Origin of the sequence: Paenibacillus sp. S150 (assembly GCF_019352175.1) — a bacterium.
Taxonomy (GTDB): Bacteria; Bacillota; Bacilli; order Paenibacillales; family Paenibacillaceae; genus Paenibacillus_AQ.
This window is the reverse complement of sequence record NZ_JACBYI010000014.1, coordinates 69,083-85,263: the sequence shown is the minus strand read 5'-3', so window position 1 is coordinate 85,263 and position 16,181 is coordinate 69,083. Positions and strand designations below refer to the sequence as shown.

Here is a 16,181-nt window from a genome sequence, read left to right as displayed (position 1 = left end):
CTGGGTGTCTGGAGAAAAACCGCCTGCCAGGGCATCCTGGTGTAAAACCCAACACGCTTAAGCCGTAAATCCGGTGAACAGCCGGACTTCCGGCTGCCGTAATTAATTAACGCTCAGCACCAATCCTCCGGTCTGCACTTCATGATGCGGCTCAACCTTAAGCTCTATCGGTTGGTGCTCGGCGCTGTTCGTGACAATCACCGGCGTGGTAATCTCATAATTGTTCGCAGCGATCATATCCCAGTCCGCGACTGCCAGCAGCTGGCCTTTTTTGACCGCTTCATTCTCCTGCACCTTGATGTCAAACGGAGCACCCTTCAGCTTCACTGTGTTAATGCCCATATGGATCAGAAGCTCCACTCCGTCCTCCGATATAATGGCAATGGCATGCTTGGAATTGGCTACTGTAGCTATCGTACCGTCGAACGGGGCGTATACCTTGCTGTCGCTTGGAATCACCGCGAAGCCGCTGCCCATCGCACCTCTGGAGAAGGCTTCGTCGTTCACCTCGCTCAGCGGAATCACCATACCCCGAATCGAATTGTATACCGCCGTTCCGTTTGCCCGGGCCAATGCGGCCGTGCCCGCAGGAGGTACTGTATCAGCAGCGGCTGCCGTTGCTGTCTCGGGCTTATTCTTGAAGCCGAACAGATATGTCAGCAGAGTGGCAAGCACAACAGTTACAGCGCTTGCAATCAGGAATGCGTAGAAGCTTACATCGACTCCATCCGGATTGATGAACAACGGAGCCGCGAACGCTCCGGTTCCCCCAAAGCCATACATTCTCGCGCCCATCAGCGCCGTGATTCCGCCCCCTATGCCGCCTGCGATGCCCGCCATGACAAAGGGCTTTTTGTAAGGCAGGGAAACGCCGTAAATGGCAGGCTCCGTGACCCCCATCAGTGCAGACAGAGCAGCCGGTCCGGCGATGCTGCGGACCTTTAGGCTCTTGGCCTTGAGAAACACACCCAGCGCCGCGCCAACCTGTGCAAATACGGTCACATTCAGAATCGCATTCACCGGATCATAGTGCAGGGTGGTGATGTTGTTGATCAGAACCGGAATAAAGGCATAATGCAGGCCGAAAATAACGATCAGCTGCCATAGCGCACCCAGCACTACTCCTGCGACAACCGGACTCAGGTTATAAATCGCCATGGTAGCATCGGCAAGCTCCTGGCTGAATGCCGACAGGATGGGTCCAACCACCAGAAATGTGAGGATTCCGGTAACTAAAATGGTAAAGAGCGGAACGAAAATCAATTGGAGCGAAGCCGCCAGTTTCCGTTCGAACCACTTTTCCACCTTCGACGCAACCCATGCCGCCAGAATAATCGGGAACAGCGACGAGGTGTAATTGGCGAGCACAACCGGTATCCCGGCAAAGGTCAGGCTGTCGCCCGCAGAATATGCCGCGATAATATTCGGATATACCAAGGCTCCGCCGATTGCCGCCGTAATAAAGGGATTGGCATTAAACTTCCGGCCCGCAGAGAAGCCAATGATGATCGGCAGGAAATAAAACAGGCTGTCTCCCAGCGCGTTCAGAAGAATATAGGTGCCGTCTGCCGCCGTAAGCCATTTCATCGCCGTCGCAAGCCCCAGCAAGCCCTTGATAATGCCGGCCGCCGCCAGCAGGCCAAGAATCGGCGAGATAATGCCGACAATGACATCGACAAACCGGTTGAAGAGGTTTTTCTTTTTCACCGGTTCCCCAGCAGCGGAGTTACTGTCTCCTGAACCAAAAGAACGTCCGAGCTGGCTCGTAACCTCTTGATAGACCTCCTTGACTTTGTTTCCGATAACAACCTGGTACTGTCCTCCGCTCTGAACTACCGTCATTACGCCATCCAGGTTTTTAATCGTTTCCGTTTGGGCGGCGGAATCGTCCTTCAGTGTGAACCTGAGCCGGGTCACACAGTGCTCCAGATGTCCGATATTTTCTATTCCGCCGACATTCCGGATAATATCTTTAGCCAATGTATGCTTGTCCATAGTAGCCTCCTCGTCATGCTGTTATTTCCGAAAATTTATAAAGCGTTTTCATTTTGATATTAAAATGACGGAATTCCGCCATTCCCGGATTAGGCCTTTATCCGTTAATACCTTATACCGTTATGATAGCAAACGTTTCCGCACCCCGATATCATCACTTCTTAATGAGATTACTTACCAAACTTAATATTATGTACAAGAACAAGCCGCCTTGACGGATGATACCAGTTAATCATTTCCAAAACATTCAATATCATGCCTGTTATTATGTATTCTATTCAAAAAAAAGAGGACCCGGGCAGCTGCACACTGCCGGGAGTCCTCCCTTTTTCATATGTTCGCTTGCACTTTAACCTTCCTGCCGGATGCATTCCATAATCAGATCAGCGGATTCTTCGATGGATCTGCGGGTCACATCAATAACCGGACAGTGCAGGCTTTTCATCAAGGCCTCGGCCTCGTCAAACTCCTCCAGCACCTGAAGCTCCGAGATATAGCTGGCACCGGCTCCGAGTCCCAGCATCCGCAGGCGTTCCCTGCGGATGCCGATCAGGGCCTCCATATCCATCGTCAGGCCAAACAACCGGTTCCTGCCAACCTGCAACAGCTCCCGGGGAGGCTTGATCCCCGGAATCAGCGGCCAGTTGGCAACCTTGTAGCCCTTGTAGGCCATATACATACTGAGAGGGGTCTTAGAGGTGCGGGATACCCCGATTAACACAATGTCCGCCAGCAGCAGCCCGCGGGCATCGCGCCCGTCATCATACTTCACGGCGAACTCGATGGCTTCTATCCGGCGGTAATAGTCTGCGTTCATACCATACAGCAATCCCGGCTTCATCAAGGGTTCAAGCTTGAAGGTGTTTTTCATCGTTTCGAGCATGGGACCCATAATATCCACCGTGTTCACCTGCCAATCGGCACTCTCTCTTTGGATGGCTCCGCGCAGACGCGGTAGAACGAGTGTATAGGCGATGAATGACTGCTCTGCATGGGCCAGCTGAACCAGTTCAGAAATATCCTGCTCCGAGTTCATCCGCTTGAAGCGGCGTATAACCGGATCGCCCAGCGCAAACTGCTGCATCGCCGCCCGGACCACCCGGTCCGCCGTCTCACAGGCCGAGTCCGAGCAAATAAAAATCTGCTTCTGCTTGAGCATCAATTCATCACCCTGCACTGGGCTCACTCTCCCTGAAAGCTGCCTGCTCCTTCTTGTCCGCCGACTCAACCTGCGCGGCAACAATTACCGCCTGTGCTGCAGCCATCCGGGCATAAGGAATCCGGTAAGGTGAACAGCTCACATAATCAAGCCCGGTCTGCTGGCAGAAAAAAATCGAGCTTTGATCTCCGCCATGCTCACCGCACAGTCCTGTTTTGAGGAAGGATTTCTTCTCCTTCCCGCTGGCTACGGCCCATTCAATGAGTTTCCCCACCCCCTCCTGATCCAGCCGCTGAAAGGGATTGCCGGATAGAATATTTCTGTCCAGATAGCTGTTCAGAAATTTGCCTTCGGCATCATCACGGCTGTAGCCGAAGGTCATCTGTGTCAAATCGTTGGTGCCGAAGGAGAAGAAATCCGCATGCTCGGCAATCTTGCCGGCCATGACCGCCGCCCGCGGCACCTCAATCATGGTGCCGACCCGGTAAGCAATCGACTTGAAGGCTTCTCCCAGCACCTCAGACGCTACCTTGTCGACCAGCGCCCGCAATTCCTTAAGCTCGCGCGGATCGCCTACAAGCGGAATCATAATCTCCGGCCGCACTTCAATTCCCCGGTGGGCAGCAGCTTTGGCGGCCCGAAAAACCGCCTCGAGCTGCATATCATAAATTTCCGGGAATTGGATGCCAAGCCGGCAGCCGCGCAGGCCCAGCATCGGGTTTTTCTCCTGCAGGCTGCGGATTTTGTTCATCATGCGCTTCAGGCGCTTCTGCTCATCCATGGCACCGCCCTTCAATTGCAAGCCGCGCAGCTGCTCTGCGAGCTGTTCAAGGTTGGGCATAAATTCATGGAGCGGCGGGTCCAGCAGCCGGATGGTCATCGGCAGTCCGTTCATCGCCTCGAACATATCCTCGAAATCGGACTGCTGCATGGGAAGAATGCGTTCAAGCAGGCCCAGCCTCTCTTCCCGGCTGTCGGCAAGAATCATGGCCTGCACCGTCGGAAGACGGGTGCCGGAGAAGAACATATGCTCCGTCCGGCACAGCCCTATGCCCTCGGCACCCAGTTCCCGGGAAAGACGGGCATCCTGCGGCGTATCGGCATTTGCATAGATCTTCAGCTCCCTGATCTCATCAGCCATATCCAGCAGCTTCAGCAGCTCGGGAGTCATCTCGGGATCGCTCAGCGGCACAGCCCCGGCATAGATCCGGCCGGAGGTGCCGTCGATGGAGAGAATATCTCCTTCCTTCAGAACATAGCCGCCCAAATGAACCCTACGCTGCTCTGCATCAATAGACAGCTGGTCGCACCCGCAGACACAGGGTTTGCCCATGCCTCTGGCCACAACGGCCGCGTGGCTGGTCATTCCCCCGCGGGCGGTAAGCACGCCTTCGGCGGCGAGGATGCCATGGATATCCTCAGGCGAGGTTTCAGCGCTGACAAGCATGACCCGGCTGCCGTTCTGCTTCCATGCCTCTGCCGTTGCCGCATCCAGCGCAATCATCCCGGCTGCTCCGCCGGGCGAAGCAGGAAGCCCGACTGCCAACGGCTTCAGCTCCTCAAACGGAGCAATGGAGCGATGCAGCAGCTGGTCCAGATGGCCGGCATCAATCCGGCTGACCGCCTCTTCCCTGGTAACCGCGCCTTCCTCGTACAGCTCAACGGCAATTTTCACTGCCGCCTGGGCTGTCCGCTTGCCGCTGCGGGTCTGAAGCAGATACAGTGTGCGGTTCTCAATGGTAAATTCGATATCCTGCATTTCCCTGTAGTGCGCTTCCAGTCCGGCAGCTGCGGCGGCAAGCTGATCATAGATCTCCGGCATCTCATCCCGCAGCTCCGACAGCCTGCGCGGTGTCCGCAGACCGGCCACCACATCTTCGCCCTGGGCATTGGTCAGATACTCGCCATATAGCTCTTTGGCTCCGGTGGACGGATTGCGCGTGAACAGAACGCCGGTCCCGGAGTCCTCCCCTCTGTTGCCAAACACCATCGCCTGCACATTCACTGCAGTGCCCTGATCGTGGGGAATGGAATACAGCTTGCGGTACACTTTGGCCCGCGCGTTGTTCCAGCTGCGGAATACGGCGCCGACCGCCATATTCAGCTGCCGGTAGACATCCTGCGGGAACTCCATGCCGCTGTGCTCCTTAACCAGCATCTTGTATACACCGGTTAGCTGCTTCCATTCCCTGGCGGTGAGCTCCTCTTCGCTCCCGCGGCCTTCACGGGCCAGGAGGGCCTCCAATTGCTGGCTGAACAGAAGGGAAGGAACGCCCAGCACAATCTCGCCGAACATTCCGATGAGCCGGCGGTAGCAGTCGAAGGCAAAGCTCTCACTTCCGGTCTGCCGGGCCAGGCCCTGAACGGTTTCATCGTTCAGCCCCAGATTCAAGATGGTGTCCATCATGCCCGGCATGGATGTGACTGAACCGGAGCGGACGGAGACCAGAAGCGGCTGGTCAGCGTCGCCGAACCGGCATTCCTTCACTTTTTCCAAAGCGGCAATCGCCGCTCTTATCTCAGCCTGCAGCTCCCCGGACAGCTGGCCCCCTTGCTTGTAGTAGCTTTTGCAGGCAGCCGTAGTGATCGTAAATCCCGGCGGAATGGGAAGTCCAAGTGCCGTCATTTCAGCCAGGTTCCCGCCCTTGCCTCCCAGGAGCTTGACCATAGAGGTATTTCCTTCTTCAAACAGATAGACCTGTTTCTCTGTATTTTGTTCAGCCGACATCTTTGTTTCCTCCTCCACAGCAGCTCTTATTTTGGCCGGAATACGATTTTGTTCTGGTATCAGTTCACGCCGATCAGCAGATCTTTCCGGGCTGCGCCGCTTTTGAGCGCCGCCCGGGCAACCGCTATGCGGATTCTCTCCACCACCCGCGGATCAAAGGCATCCGGGATGATATATTTCTCATGAAGATCAGCAGGATCAATCACCGAGGAAATTGCTTCGGCGGCAGCCAGCTTCATCTCATCATTAATATCAGTCGCTTCACAATCCAGCGCCCCTCTGAAGATTCCGGGGAAGCACAGCACATTGTTGATCTGGTTCGGATAATCCGAGCGGCCCGTCGCCATGACTCTTACATGCGGTGCAGCAATAGCGGGATCAATTTCCGGCGTTGGATTTGCCATGGCGAATACGATTGGATCTTTGGCCATATTCAGCACATCCTCCAGCTTCAGCACATTTGGGGCGGAGACCCCGATAAAGACATCCGCGCCTTTGATTACATCCGACAGCCCGCCGGTTTCAAGGCCCGGATTCGTGATCTGGGCAAAGTCGCTCCAATGTGTCCGCTCATAGGAGGCAAGCCGGTTAATGGCCCCTTCCCGGTCCACTCCGATCAGGTTCACGGCCCCGGCGTGCAGCAGCATTTTGGAAACAGAGATGCCTGCCGCTCCGACGCCGTTCACCACAATTTTGACATCCTTGATCTGTTTGCCGCATACCTTCAGAGCGTTCAGCAGCCCGGCGAGCACAACGATGGCCGTCCCGTGCTGATCATCATGAAATACAGGAATGTCCAGCTCTTTTCTCAGTCTCGCTTCGATCTCAAAACAGCGGGGAGAAGAGATATCTTCGAGATTAATGCCTCCGAATGTGGGAGCGAGCGCTTTCACAATGGCGATAATTTCTTCCGTATCCTTAGTGTCGAGACAGATGGGCACGGCGTCGACATTCGCGAACTGCTTGAACAACGCCGCTTTGCCTTCCATAACCGGCATGGCCGCTTTCGGGCCAATGTCCCCCAAGCCCAGCACAGCGGTGCCATCGGATACGACAGCCACCGTATTCTTCTTCGTGGTCAGCTCATAGGCCTGCGCCTGATCCCGGGCAATCTCCTGACAGACCTTCGCCACACCCGGCGTATATACCTTGGACAGGTCTTCTTTGGTCCGGATCGGATTTTTCAGGGTAGTTTCGAGCTTTCCGCCTTTGTGCAAAAGCATGATTTCTTCCAATAATTCCACAATATCTCCTCCGTTCAACTGGTTTACCGCTTTTTCAATCCATTTCTGATCCTCGGCATGCTCTACAGAAATCACGACATCCGCACCGGTCAGGCCGGCACGCAGCTCCTTCAGCTCCACATTTTGAACCGTGCCTTTATAGTTCTCGGCAATGCCCACCAGGTTCGCAAGATAATCGCTGCCGCTGCGGTACTGGACACGAAGCGTAAACACATGGGGTTTTCCGCTCAGTTGGTTCATCCTAAATCGCCTCCTGCATATTTTTTTGCCTTATCCGGTAATCAGCCGCCCCATACCGCAATGAGCAGCGTTGCCGCAACCACCGTGATTGCACCGCCGATACGCGTAGAAATCTGGGCGAACGGCATCAGCTCCATGCGTCCGGATGCGGACAGAATGGCCACGTCGCCCGTTCCGCCGAGACCGCCGCGGCAGCCGGTTACGATCGCTGCTTCCACGGGGTACATTTTGACCCATTTGCCGATAAAATAGCCCGTCAGAATCATCGCGGCGATAACAGTCGCGCAGACGATAATATAAGGAATCGAGATCAGGGCGGCCACATCGCCCAGCGGAATGTAGAGCATGCCAAGACCTACCATGAGCGGCCAGGTTAATGTCCCGGAGACGAATTTGTACAGCTGATAGGCGCCCTGCTCAATTTTGGCCGGCAATACCTTGAGCACCTTAAGCAGAGCCGCGGCAAAAATCATCAGGATCGGGCCGGGGATGCCGACGAATGGCGACAGCAGGTGTCCGGTAATAAACAGGCCGCAGGCGAACAGCAGTCCGGCGCCCATCAGCAGGAAATCCGGTTTGGCACTGTCATAGGTGCTTCCGCCCAGCTTCCGCCCATCCTTTGCTTTCACCAGTACGCCATTGCCGGTAATGCCCGGGTTTTTGTCGGCCATCTTCTTGAGCAGCCCCGCAGCGATAATCGCGAACACATTGCCAATCACCGCTGCCGGGATCATCTGCGCCACATAGGAGCCGGATTCGCCGCCGAGAATCTGCGAGAAAGCGATAGACAGCGGGAGAATCCCTTCACCGACGCCGCCGGCAATAATCGGCACGATAATGTAGAAAAAAGCGCGGTGTGCACTGTAGCCAAGCAGCATGCCCGCCCCGAGACCCGCACCTACTGCGGCAAGCGTTCCGGCCATCATCGGGATAAAGATGCGGATGAAGCCGCTGATTAATGTCGTGCGGTTCATGCCGGTAATGCTTCCGGCCACCAGAATTGAAATATACAGATAGAGAAAGTTCGATGTCTTCATCAGCGTGTTGACCGATTCGATAACCGAAGGGTCCAGCACATTCCAGAACACCAGGAACGACGGAATCATCAGCGAGAGGATTGCCGGGCCGCCGATATTCTTCAGAATCGGAAGCTTGAAGCCCAGATCGCTGAGCAGCACACCCAGAACGATGATTACCGCAAACCCGCCGATCATATCGTTCGGCAGCTCGCCGAGCACGGAAGCCGCAAATATGATGAGGGCAAATACTACATACAGCGGGAGCGGAATGACACCTACCTTTAGTTGCAGAATCCGCTGCACAAAGCCAGTGCTTCCTTGCTGCGGTGCATGCGGCTCCTCCGGCACTGCAACTGGCGGTTGAATTGCTTTTTGCATGTTGTCCTTACCTCCTTAACTCTTTTACAAATTCATCATAGCTGCTTTGAAAGCGCTTTTGTTTTTGTGTAAATAATGAAGGAGTTTTGTAAATTATTAAAGTAAGCGCTACCATAAAAGGACACGGGAAATACAGTGTATCCGTGGTTAAGAGCAAAATTCCCTGAAAGGTTCACCCTGATAAATGAATCAGCCTGCTCACTTGGGAGGTGTCCCTAAAGCTGCTGATACTCAGTCTGCATCAGCCCGATTTGTGCGGATTCAAAGCTACTTGTACCTCCCATCCTGCCATTTCGCCCGCCCGCGCTATATTCAAAGGCACTTTAAGTTGCGGCGGGAAGCCCAAGTGGAAAAAGTAAACTCAATCTTCCCATATCCTCTTTTTCGCCAGCGTTAGTGGGAAAAAGGAGAACTAATCCGCCCGATTTTTCCCTTTCCGGGGAATACGCTTAAATTAAGGTTACTTTTTCCCACTATTTCTTCTACCGCAAGCTTTTCAGTCCATTTAGGTTTACTAATTCCACTTCGCTATCCCCACTTTCACTGCTCCCGCCAGCGATCCCGTTAGCCTCCTAATTCCCTGCTTTCTCCTGTAAGGCAGAACCCGCAGGTTCAGCAGGATTACCGCGCATTTTAATTGATGTCCAGCTTCATACATACCTTCCCCGCAGCAAAATAAATACATATTTCACCAAATTTCAATCTGCCAGACAGCAAAAAAAGGACTGGCTCCAATGCCATGAAACTTCTGCTTGGAACAGTCCCCTTCGTTGCCCGTAAGCATCGGCGGAAGCGCTTGATGCGGATACACATTTATAACGGATCTGTGTGACCCCAGTACGATGGGCAAGCAAGGATCGCGGTCTTTGAGACAGCCTCCTCCTGTTTCGCTAGATATATTGGGTAATCAGTGTTCTGCCATTCGGAGCGATCCTGTACTTCTGCACCGGCCTGCCCACGCTTCCGTACACCAGATCCATTTCCAGCACTCCCATCTCTGTCAGCCCGACCAAATACTTGCCGACGGAAACCCGGGATATCCCGGACAGATTCGAAATGTCTTCTGCCGAAAAAAGCTCGCAGGTACAAGCCTCCACCGCTTTCCAGACCGTCTGCAGCGTCTGACGCGTGAAGCCCTTGGCCAGTTCGTGTGAAGCTGTGCGCTCCTGCTTGAATCTGGAGAGCCTGTCCAGCTCCGATTGATTCAGCCGGTTCTGGGTACGGAACAACCGGTTCTGCTCCTTGTAGCCATTCAGCGCCGCACGGAGTCTGGAGAATTCAAACGGTTTGATCAGATAATCCACCGCTCCGTTTTGCAGCGCCTCCTGGATGCTTTCCTTATCGCTGGCTGCCGAAATAACGATAACATCCACCCTTAACCCCCTCCGGCGAATCTCGGACAGCAGCATCAGCCCGTTGCTCTCCTTCATGTAAATATCCAGAAGAATCAGATCATAGGGCTTCTCCGCCAGCAGATCCAGCGCTTCCTCGGCAGAGCTGGCCCAGCCTTCGGCGCGGAAGCCTTCGACCTGATGCAGGTAAAATTTATTCATCTCCGACACCATCGGATCATCCTCAACAATCAGTACCTTTATCATAGTTAATTATCATCACTCTTCGCAATATAGGGTAACTGCACAGTAAACTCGGTTCCTTCACCCGGCAGGCTTTCATAATGAATCGTCCCGCCCAGCTTGGCTACACTACGGCTAACCAGATAAAGCCCGATTCCTCTATCCTTGCCTTTGGTCGAGTAGCCCTGTTCATACATACGTTCTCCGCTTTTCCCGGAAATCCCTGCCCCGTTGTCCCGGACCTTGAGCGTGAGCAGGCTGTCTTCATGCCGGAAGCCAAGCTCAATCTGCTTATTTCCCGTACCTTGAACAGCCTCCACGGCATTGTCCAGCAGGTTGCCGGCGATAGTGACCAATTCCCGCGACACTTCATGATCTGCAGACTCGGGCAGCCCTCCATCCTCCAGAATAACCAGCCGTACATCCGCCTCCCTGATCCGGCTGAGCTTGCCCAGCAGAAAGCCCACCATAACCGGGTCCTTGACCAGCCTGACCACAGCGTCCGCCTCCGTCTGAATGTTCTGCACAATGTCTGTCAGATATTCCTCCAGCCGGTCGTAGCTGCGCATATTGGTCAGCCCCATAATCACATGAAGCTTGTTCATGAATTCATGGGTCTGGGCCCGCAGCGCTTCCGCATACAGAGAAATTCCCGATAGCCTCTCCATCAGCAGGCTGACTTCGGTTTTATCCCGAAAGGTGGCGATTGCGCCTTCAATGATTCCATTTACTCTCACCGGAACCACATTCACCAGCAGTGTGATGCCGCTCTGCTCCACTTCCATATCCTGCAAGGGCTCTCCATTGTCCAGCACTTTCTCCATCCGCAGGAGCGGCCAGAACTGCTCCACCTGCCTGTCCACCGGGTCCTGGCTCATGCCGACGCTGCCCATCAGTCTCCGCGCCTCCGCATTCACCAAGGTAATGCGGGATTCCTTGTCTACCGCGAGAATCCCCTCTTTGGTCGATTGCAGCATAGCGCTCCGCTCTTCCAGCAATTTGGCGATTTCCCCTGGCTCCATCCCGAACATCATGCGTTTAATTTTGCGGGCCAGCAGCACCGCTCCGGCAAAACCCATGAGTGCACCGACCAGCATGCCCGAGTAGATGATCCACTGGTTCTGCTTCACGGCTGTACGAACGCTGCCAAGCGAAATTCCTACTGCCACTGCACCAATCTGCTCCCCCTCTGGCCCAAATACAGGTGAAAACGCTCTCACGGAATAGCCCAACGAGCCCTGGGCAACGGATATTGTCTCTTTGCCGTGCAATGCATCCGTTTCATCCCCTCCCATGAAATGCTTGCCGATCATCTCCAGATCGGGATGCGAATGGCGTATGCCCTCCATGTCCATTACGACAACAAACTGGACGTTGTTAATGCTGCTGATTTCAGTGGCGAAATCCTGGATGCCGCCGGAACGCTCTTCTCCGCGCAGTCCGTTAATGACAACAGGCGTGCGCGAGACGGTGCGGGCTATAGTTATAGCTTTATTTTCCAGCGATTTCTGGGCTTGTCCCGTGACCCTCATGCCGAACATCACATATACAATCAGCAGCACAAGGGCAACGATCAGGCAAATCATCAGGGTAATGGTTGTCTGAAGGCGCAATCTCATTTTTCCAATTTTCACTGTGCTCCACCTTCAAGAAATTTTTCTCGATTATAACGCAAAAGCTTTGAAAGTGCGATAGACCCTGTTCGCAAATCCTTTTCAGAGCCTCCAATTTTCGAAGGATAATTCAAAAAAACTCCATATAATTTACAAATTATAGATTTTTTCGCCGGCAAAAAAAGCTTCCCATGACCTTGATCATTAAGAAGCCAATTCCTGTCAGGCTGCTCGCTGATTGCCCCTTTGCAAAAAAGAACCGGCCGGCCGGACAAGCCATAAAGTAAATGATCAGCACAGGCCAATTCCCGGCAGATCCGGTGCAGTATTTCCGGCAAGCTTCCTCCACCGGGTTACCGGATATACCCATGCTGATATAAATAGGCGATAATGTGTTCCGTGCATTGCTCTTCGCTCTCCATCTCAGTATCCACAATGAGTTCGGGGTGTACAGGCTCTTCGTAAGGATCGGTCAGACCGGTAAAATGCTTGATTTCTCCAGAAACCGCTTTGCGGTACAGGCCTTTGACATCTCTTCTTGCACATTCCTCCCAAGAGCATTTGACGTAGACCTCGAGGAAGGACCCGATCCTTTGCCGGCATTGCTCCCTCATGTCACGGTACGGGGAAATAAAGGATGCCAGAACAATTACATTGTGCCGGGTCAGAATTTGAGCCAGATAGGCTGCGGTTCTTACGTTTAAGGAACGGTCCGCTTTGGAAAAGCCCAATCCGCTGAATATCTGATCTCTCAGGATGTCTCCATCAAGCGCTTCTGTTACAATGTTCAACTGCTTCAGTTTTTGCTCCACACTCCGGCTGAGTGTCGTCTTTCCAGATCCGGATAAGCCGGTGAACCAGAGCGTCACGCCTTTATGCAATTTGCTGCACCACCTTCTTGCTTAAGCTGTACGTTCACGAGTTGTAATCTGCTGCATCGCCTTCTGCAAACAACAAGTGGCCCGCGGTCTTTTGAAAGCAGGCTTTCACTTCTTCGTCGAATTCGGACCTCCAGTCCCCTGTTTTCCCGCTGCGGAAGGTATAAGACTTTCGGGGATTGATGTTCCGCTCCATGGCGTCCAGCATTTTAGCTTTCGGCAGAGGCAATGGCCGGTTTTCCCATAAAAAATCAAGTATACGCTCCATCGTCCGGCGGAGGGACTTGGAATTCTTCACCAACTGTTCAAAAGTTACCTGCAAGCAGTCCGCTTCCCGGGTCCAGCCTGTGAATTGTTCATACCACTCGGAGATACTTGGATATTGAAGATCAGGAACCCCTTTGATTAAGGCCAGATACTGCTCCTTCCTGGACGGGAGGGCGAGCATATAGGCACGAAGCGGATGATAAGGGTATTTGCCCGTAATAAAGTACGTATAAGAAACGACAATATCCCTTAAATCGCGATTAAGAAATACAGGCTTCAACTGCAATTCCTTCAGCATGCCGGACCATAGGGAAGAATAATATACATGGCCGGTAACAAATTGGCCCTTGGGAACAAGCTGCAGCCTGCTGTAATGAAGATCGCGGTCATCCGGGTACCCCTCATAGAATTCATTGGGATTCAGCGACATTCCCGGAATGCCTTCAAGAATCTGCTTCATCAGATGTGTACCGCTTTTGGGTACGGAATTCAGGAATGCCCTTGGATAATCCGCGGCAGAATTCACAGTTTCCATGTTCTGGATTTCCCCCTGTTCTAAGCTGATTATGGAAAGAATTCTTATGCTCTTATAATATGAGGCTCTGGCAGCTTGTGCTAATACAATATCCATAAAAGGGCAAGTTGTCTTCTGTGCTCCGCTTCTGTCCAGCCCGGAGCTGCGGCAAGCCGGGCCGGCGGCGGGTTCACACGATGGGATTCACTTTATCTTTTCACTTGTCTTCTCATCGACGAGACCACCCACAGGAACAGCGGAATTGCAACCATGTTGACAGGCAGCACATAACGGATCCAGACACTCTTCAGCAGCAATCCGGAAGGAGGGTTAAATGCGATTACCACCTTCGTGAGAACGAACGATACCGCGGCTACCGGCCAGAGAATTCTTTTCCAGCTGCGGGGTTTTCCGATCCACTGTGCAATCCCGTAGCTGGTAATGAACATATAGATGGACAGCTTGACAAATATGCTGACCAGCCAGATGGACATTACAAATATATCCATATTCTGGATGAACTCCATCAGATAGACCAGCTTGACCATCTCAAAAAAAGGAAAATACAGCCGGCCGCTCACGACCGGACCAAAGGTCATGATAACCCAAAGAACTCCAAGCAGCAGCAATACCGAGGAGAAAGCAACCCCTGCCAGCACCGCCTTGCGCGTTCCTTTTCCGGGGTGCTCCACAAAAGGAAACAGCATCATAAGCAGGACGGATTCACCCAGCAGGGAAACCGGGGCGAGCGCTCCCTGCACAATAGGCCAGGCTCCCGTATCGGCATATACGGGCAGCATCATTTCCCAGTTGAGATTATTGACGGTTAAGGCAAAGGTCAGCGCAAGAATAACCATCAGGATCGGCCCCCACAGCTCACTGACTCTGCCGATGGCTTCGATCCCGCCATGGTACACTGTGTAGAGCACAACTCCAATCATTGTTCCGATGACCACCCAGGCGGGGGTCTTATAGAGGACATTCAGGCGGATGAACAGGAACTCGTCACGCAGAATCAGGCTGATGACCCAGAACCACTGGAGCATAAACGGAATGACCATCAGCTTGCCGGCCCATTTCCCCAGAATAGTCACACTATATTCTATCAATGTCTGCCGGGGATACCGTGAGCTGAGCTTGGCGGCTACATAGGTAATCATTAACCCCCCTGCACCCGCCAGGATATATGAAATCCATGCGTCCTGCTTGGCGTACAGGATCGTTGCCGTCATCGAGATCAGAAGATTGATCCCTATCTCCAGCATCATAATCATCCAAAACAGCTGCCGGTTGTTAATCTTCATCTATTGCTCACCGCCGTTCCGCGTCGGCAGCAGGGACTCTCCGGTAATGCCTGTTCCGGTAAGATCAAGCTTAACCTTGATGTCCAGGTCGATATTGGGAAAGATAGCCTCCCAATCGGCCGCAAGCTTCTTCCACCGGTAAGGATACCGGCGGTGAATGGTATCTCCGAACCCAAAGACATCGCATTTGAATTCCTTCTGCACCTTGGCGACGATTTTTTTGACCTTCGCTTCAAGATATTGATTCATCCGGGCCTCCACCTTCTTCACATTCGCCGATTTGGAGAGATTCAGCGGCGAATCATTCTCCTCAATAAACCCCCGGCCCTCAAGCAATATTTCAAATCTTGGGAGGCCTTCATCGAAGAAGGGCGTAACCCGGCTCTTGAAGCTGTCAACATTGACGCTCACATTCTCCCCCGCGGTTGCTCCTGAGAGGGCATCCGTCCCCTCCTTTTCCCCCGATTTCTCAGCATCCACACGGTTGACTAATGTCGTGAATTTCCGGAACGCCAGCCTGTTCGTAATCCATAGTCTGGCCCAGAATTCATCGTTGTCCAGATATCCGGCCAGCTTCAGCTGCGGAGTAAAAATGGCCGCCCCGGCCAAACCCAGGGTCGTTTGCGGCGGACTGCCGTGCCCGTTCTTCTTGTCCGTGCTCAGATCCGGCGGCAGAATGCTGAGAGCAGGCACCACCCCGCAGCCGGTACCGTTGGCCGTGATGAAGAAATCCAGCAGCGACCGGCTGATCGGTGCGCCGCTCTTCTCCTGAATTTTCTGCACAGCAATCGCCGGGTTGGTCTCCAGCTGGTAAGCGTGGCTCATCGCCTCCTGTGCGGTTCCCCCTTTGACAACAAAAATATTGGCCCGCGGCCGCACCATCGGGCTTCTTCCGTACTCATCAAGAATAGGGAAAATACTTTTCTCCGCCAGCTTCTCTCCGATAAAGATATTCCGCCGGTGGCCCGAAAAAAGGACCCGCGAGAGCTTTCTCTGCATATTTTGGGCGGCATCCCTGTTGTCCTTGCCATAAGCGCTTTCCGTCAGAAAGCCGGGATGCCCGTCCTGTCCCGCGCTCTGCTGCCCGTCCGATTTGGTGGCAAGCGGGAGCACAATGTTGGCCGTCGCCAGGTAGCCGCCTTTTTCCGTCAGATCCATGCCCCATCCCAGAATAATGGCCTGGTCGTTCAGCTCCTGGCGATCCCAGCAACCGGTCAGGAACAGTGACAAAACGAGGAATACGCCTGTTATTTTCCTGAACATACGCA

The 16,181-nt window shown here is 53.5% G+C and carries 11 protein-coding genes and 1 pseudogene; all 12 read right to left on the bottom strand.

The window, feature by feature from the left end:
• Positions 1 to 102: 102 nt before the first annotated feature.
• Positions 103 to 1,995 carry a beta-glucoside-specific PTS transporter subunit IIABC gene (locus HYD27_RS14815; protein ID WP_219216373.1) on the bottom strand — a complete coding sequence of 631 codons (1,893 nt, stop codon included), beginning with the start codon at positions 1,993 to 1,995 and terminating at the stop codon, positions 103 to 105.
• Positions 1,996 to 2,344: 349 nt separating this feature from the next.
• A complete protein-coding gene (locus tag HYD27_RS14810; protein WP_309242071.1) occupies positions 2,345 to 3,172 on the bottom strand; it encodes a pyruvate, water dikinase regulatory protein in 828 nt (275 codons plus the stop codon).
• Positions 3,162 to 5,882 (bottom strand): pyruvate, phosphate dikinase, encoded by a 2,721-nt coding sequence (ppdK, locus tag HYD27_RS14805; protein ID WP_219216371.1) that lies wholly within the window; start codon positions 5,880 to 5,882, stop codon positions 3,162 to 3,164. The genes HYD27_RS14810 and ppdK overlap by 11 nt, the downstream gene beginning before the upstream one ends.
• A gap of 59 nt (positions 5,883 to 5,941) precedes the next feature.
• Positions 5,942 to 7,366, bottom strand: coding sequence for an NAD(P)-dependent malic enzyme (locus HYD27_RS14800; RefSeq protein WP_228745148.1), 1,425 nt, complete (start codon positions 7,364 to 7,366; stop codon positions 5,942 to 5,944).
• A 41-nt stretch (positions 7,367 to 7,407) separates the two neighbouring features.
• A complete protein-coding gene (locus HYD27_RS14795; protein ID WP_219216369.1) occupies positions 7,408 to 8,763 on the bottom strand; it encodes a 2-hydroxycarboxylate transporter family protein in 1,356 nt (451 codons plus the stop codon).
• An 890-nt stretch (positions 8,764 to 9,653) separates the two neighbouring features.
• Positions 9,654 to 10,361 carry a response regulator gene (locus HYD27_RS14790; protein WP_219216368.1) on the bottom strand — a complete coding sequence of 236 codons (708 nt, stop codon included), beginning with the start codon at positions 10,359 to 10,361 and terminating at the stop codon, positions 9,654 to 9,656.
• A gap of 2 nt (positions 10,362 to 10,363) precedes the next feature.
• Entirely contained in the window at positions 10,364 to 11,971 is a 1,608-nt protein-coding gene (dcuS, locus tag HYD27_RS14785; RefSeq protein ID WP_309242070.1) for a DcuS/MalK family sensor histidine kinase, read from the bottom strand.
• Entirely contained in the window at positions 11,968 to 12,288 is a 321-nt protein-coding gene (locus HYD27_RS14780; protein WP_219216367.1) for a hypothetical protein, read from the bottom strand. Before HYD27_RS14780 ends, dcuS begins: the two co-directional genes overlap by 4 nt.
• A gap of 15 nt (positions 12,289 to 12,303) precedes the next feature.
• A pseudogene (gene cysC / locus HYD27_RS14775) lies at positions 12,304 to 12,834 on the bottom strand (adenylyl-sulfate kinase); the annotation flags it as partial.
• Positions 12,835 to 12,865: 31 nt separating this feature from the next.
• Positions 12,866 to 13,630: a sulfotransferase domain-containing protein gene (locus HYD27_RS14770; protein ID WP_219216365.1), complete on the bottom strand. Its 765-nt coding sequence runs from the start codon at positions 13,628 to 13,630 to the stop codon at positions 12,866 to 12,868.
• A gap of 188 nt (positions 13,631 to 13,818) precedes the next feature.
• A complete protein-coding gene (locus HYD27_RS14765) occupies positions 13,819 to 14,913 on the bottom strand; it encodes a GerAB/ArcD/ProY family transporter (protein ID WP_219216364.1) in 1,095 nt (364 codons plus the stop codon).
• Positions 14,914 to 16,176 (bottom strand): Ger(x)C family spore germination protein, encoded by a 1,263-nt coding sequence (locus HYD27_RS14760; RefSeq protein WP_219216363.1) that lies wholly within the window; start codon positions 16,174 to 16,176, stop codon positions 14,914 to 14,916.
• Between the last annotated feature and the right edge of the window lie 5 nt (positions 16,177 to 16,181).

Excerpts from the sequence above, each read along its gene's own strand:
- HYD27_RS14815 (WP_219216373.1), bottom strand. The coding sequence starts at position 1,995 with ATGGACAAGCATACATTGGCTAAAGATATTATCCGGAATGTCGGCGGA.
- ppdK (WP_219216371.1), bottom strand. The coding sequence starts at position 5,882 with ATGTCGGCTGAACAAAATACAGAGAAACAGGTCTATCTGTTTGAAGAA.
- HYD27_RS14800 (WP_228745148.1), bottom strand. The coding sequence starts at position 7,366 with ATGAACCAACTGAGCGGAAAACCCCATGTGTTTACGCTTCGTGTCCAG.
- HYD27_RS14795 (WP_219216369.1), bottom strand. The coding sequence starts at position 8,763 with ATGCAAAAAGCAATTCAACCGCCAGTTGCAGTGCCGGAGGAGCCGCAT.
- HYD27_RS14790 (WP_219216368.1), bottom strand. The coding sequence starts at position 10,361 with ATGATAAAGGTACTGATTGTTGAGGATGATCCGATGGTGTCGGAGATG.
- HYD27_RS14770 (WP_219216365.1), bottom strand. The coding sequence starts at position 13,630 with ATGGAAACTGTGAATTCTGCCGCGGATTATCCAAGGGCATTCCTGAAT.
- HYD27_RS14765 (WP_219216364.1), bottom strand. The coding sequence starts at position 14,913 with ATGAAGATTAACAACCGGCAGCTGTTTTGGATGATTATGATGCTGGAG.
- HYD27_RS14760 (WP_219216363.1), bottom strand. The coding sequence starts at position 16,176 with ATGTTCAGGAAAATAACAGGCGTATTCCTCGTTTTGTCACTGTTCCTG.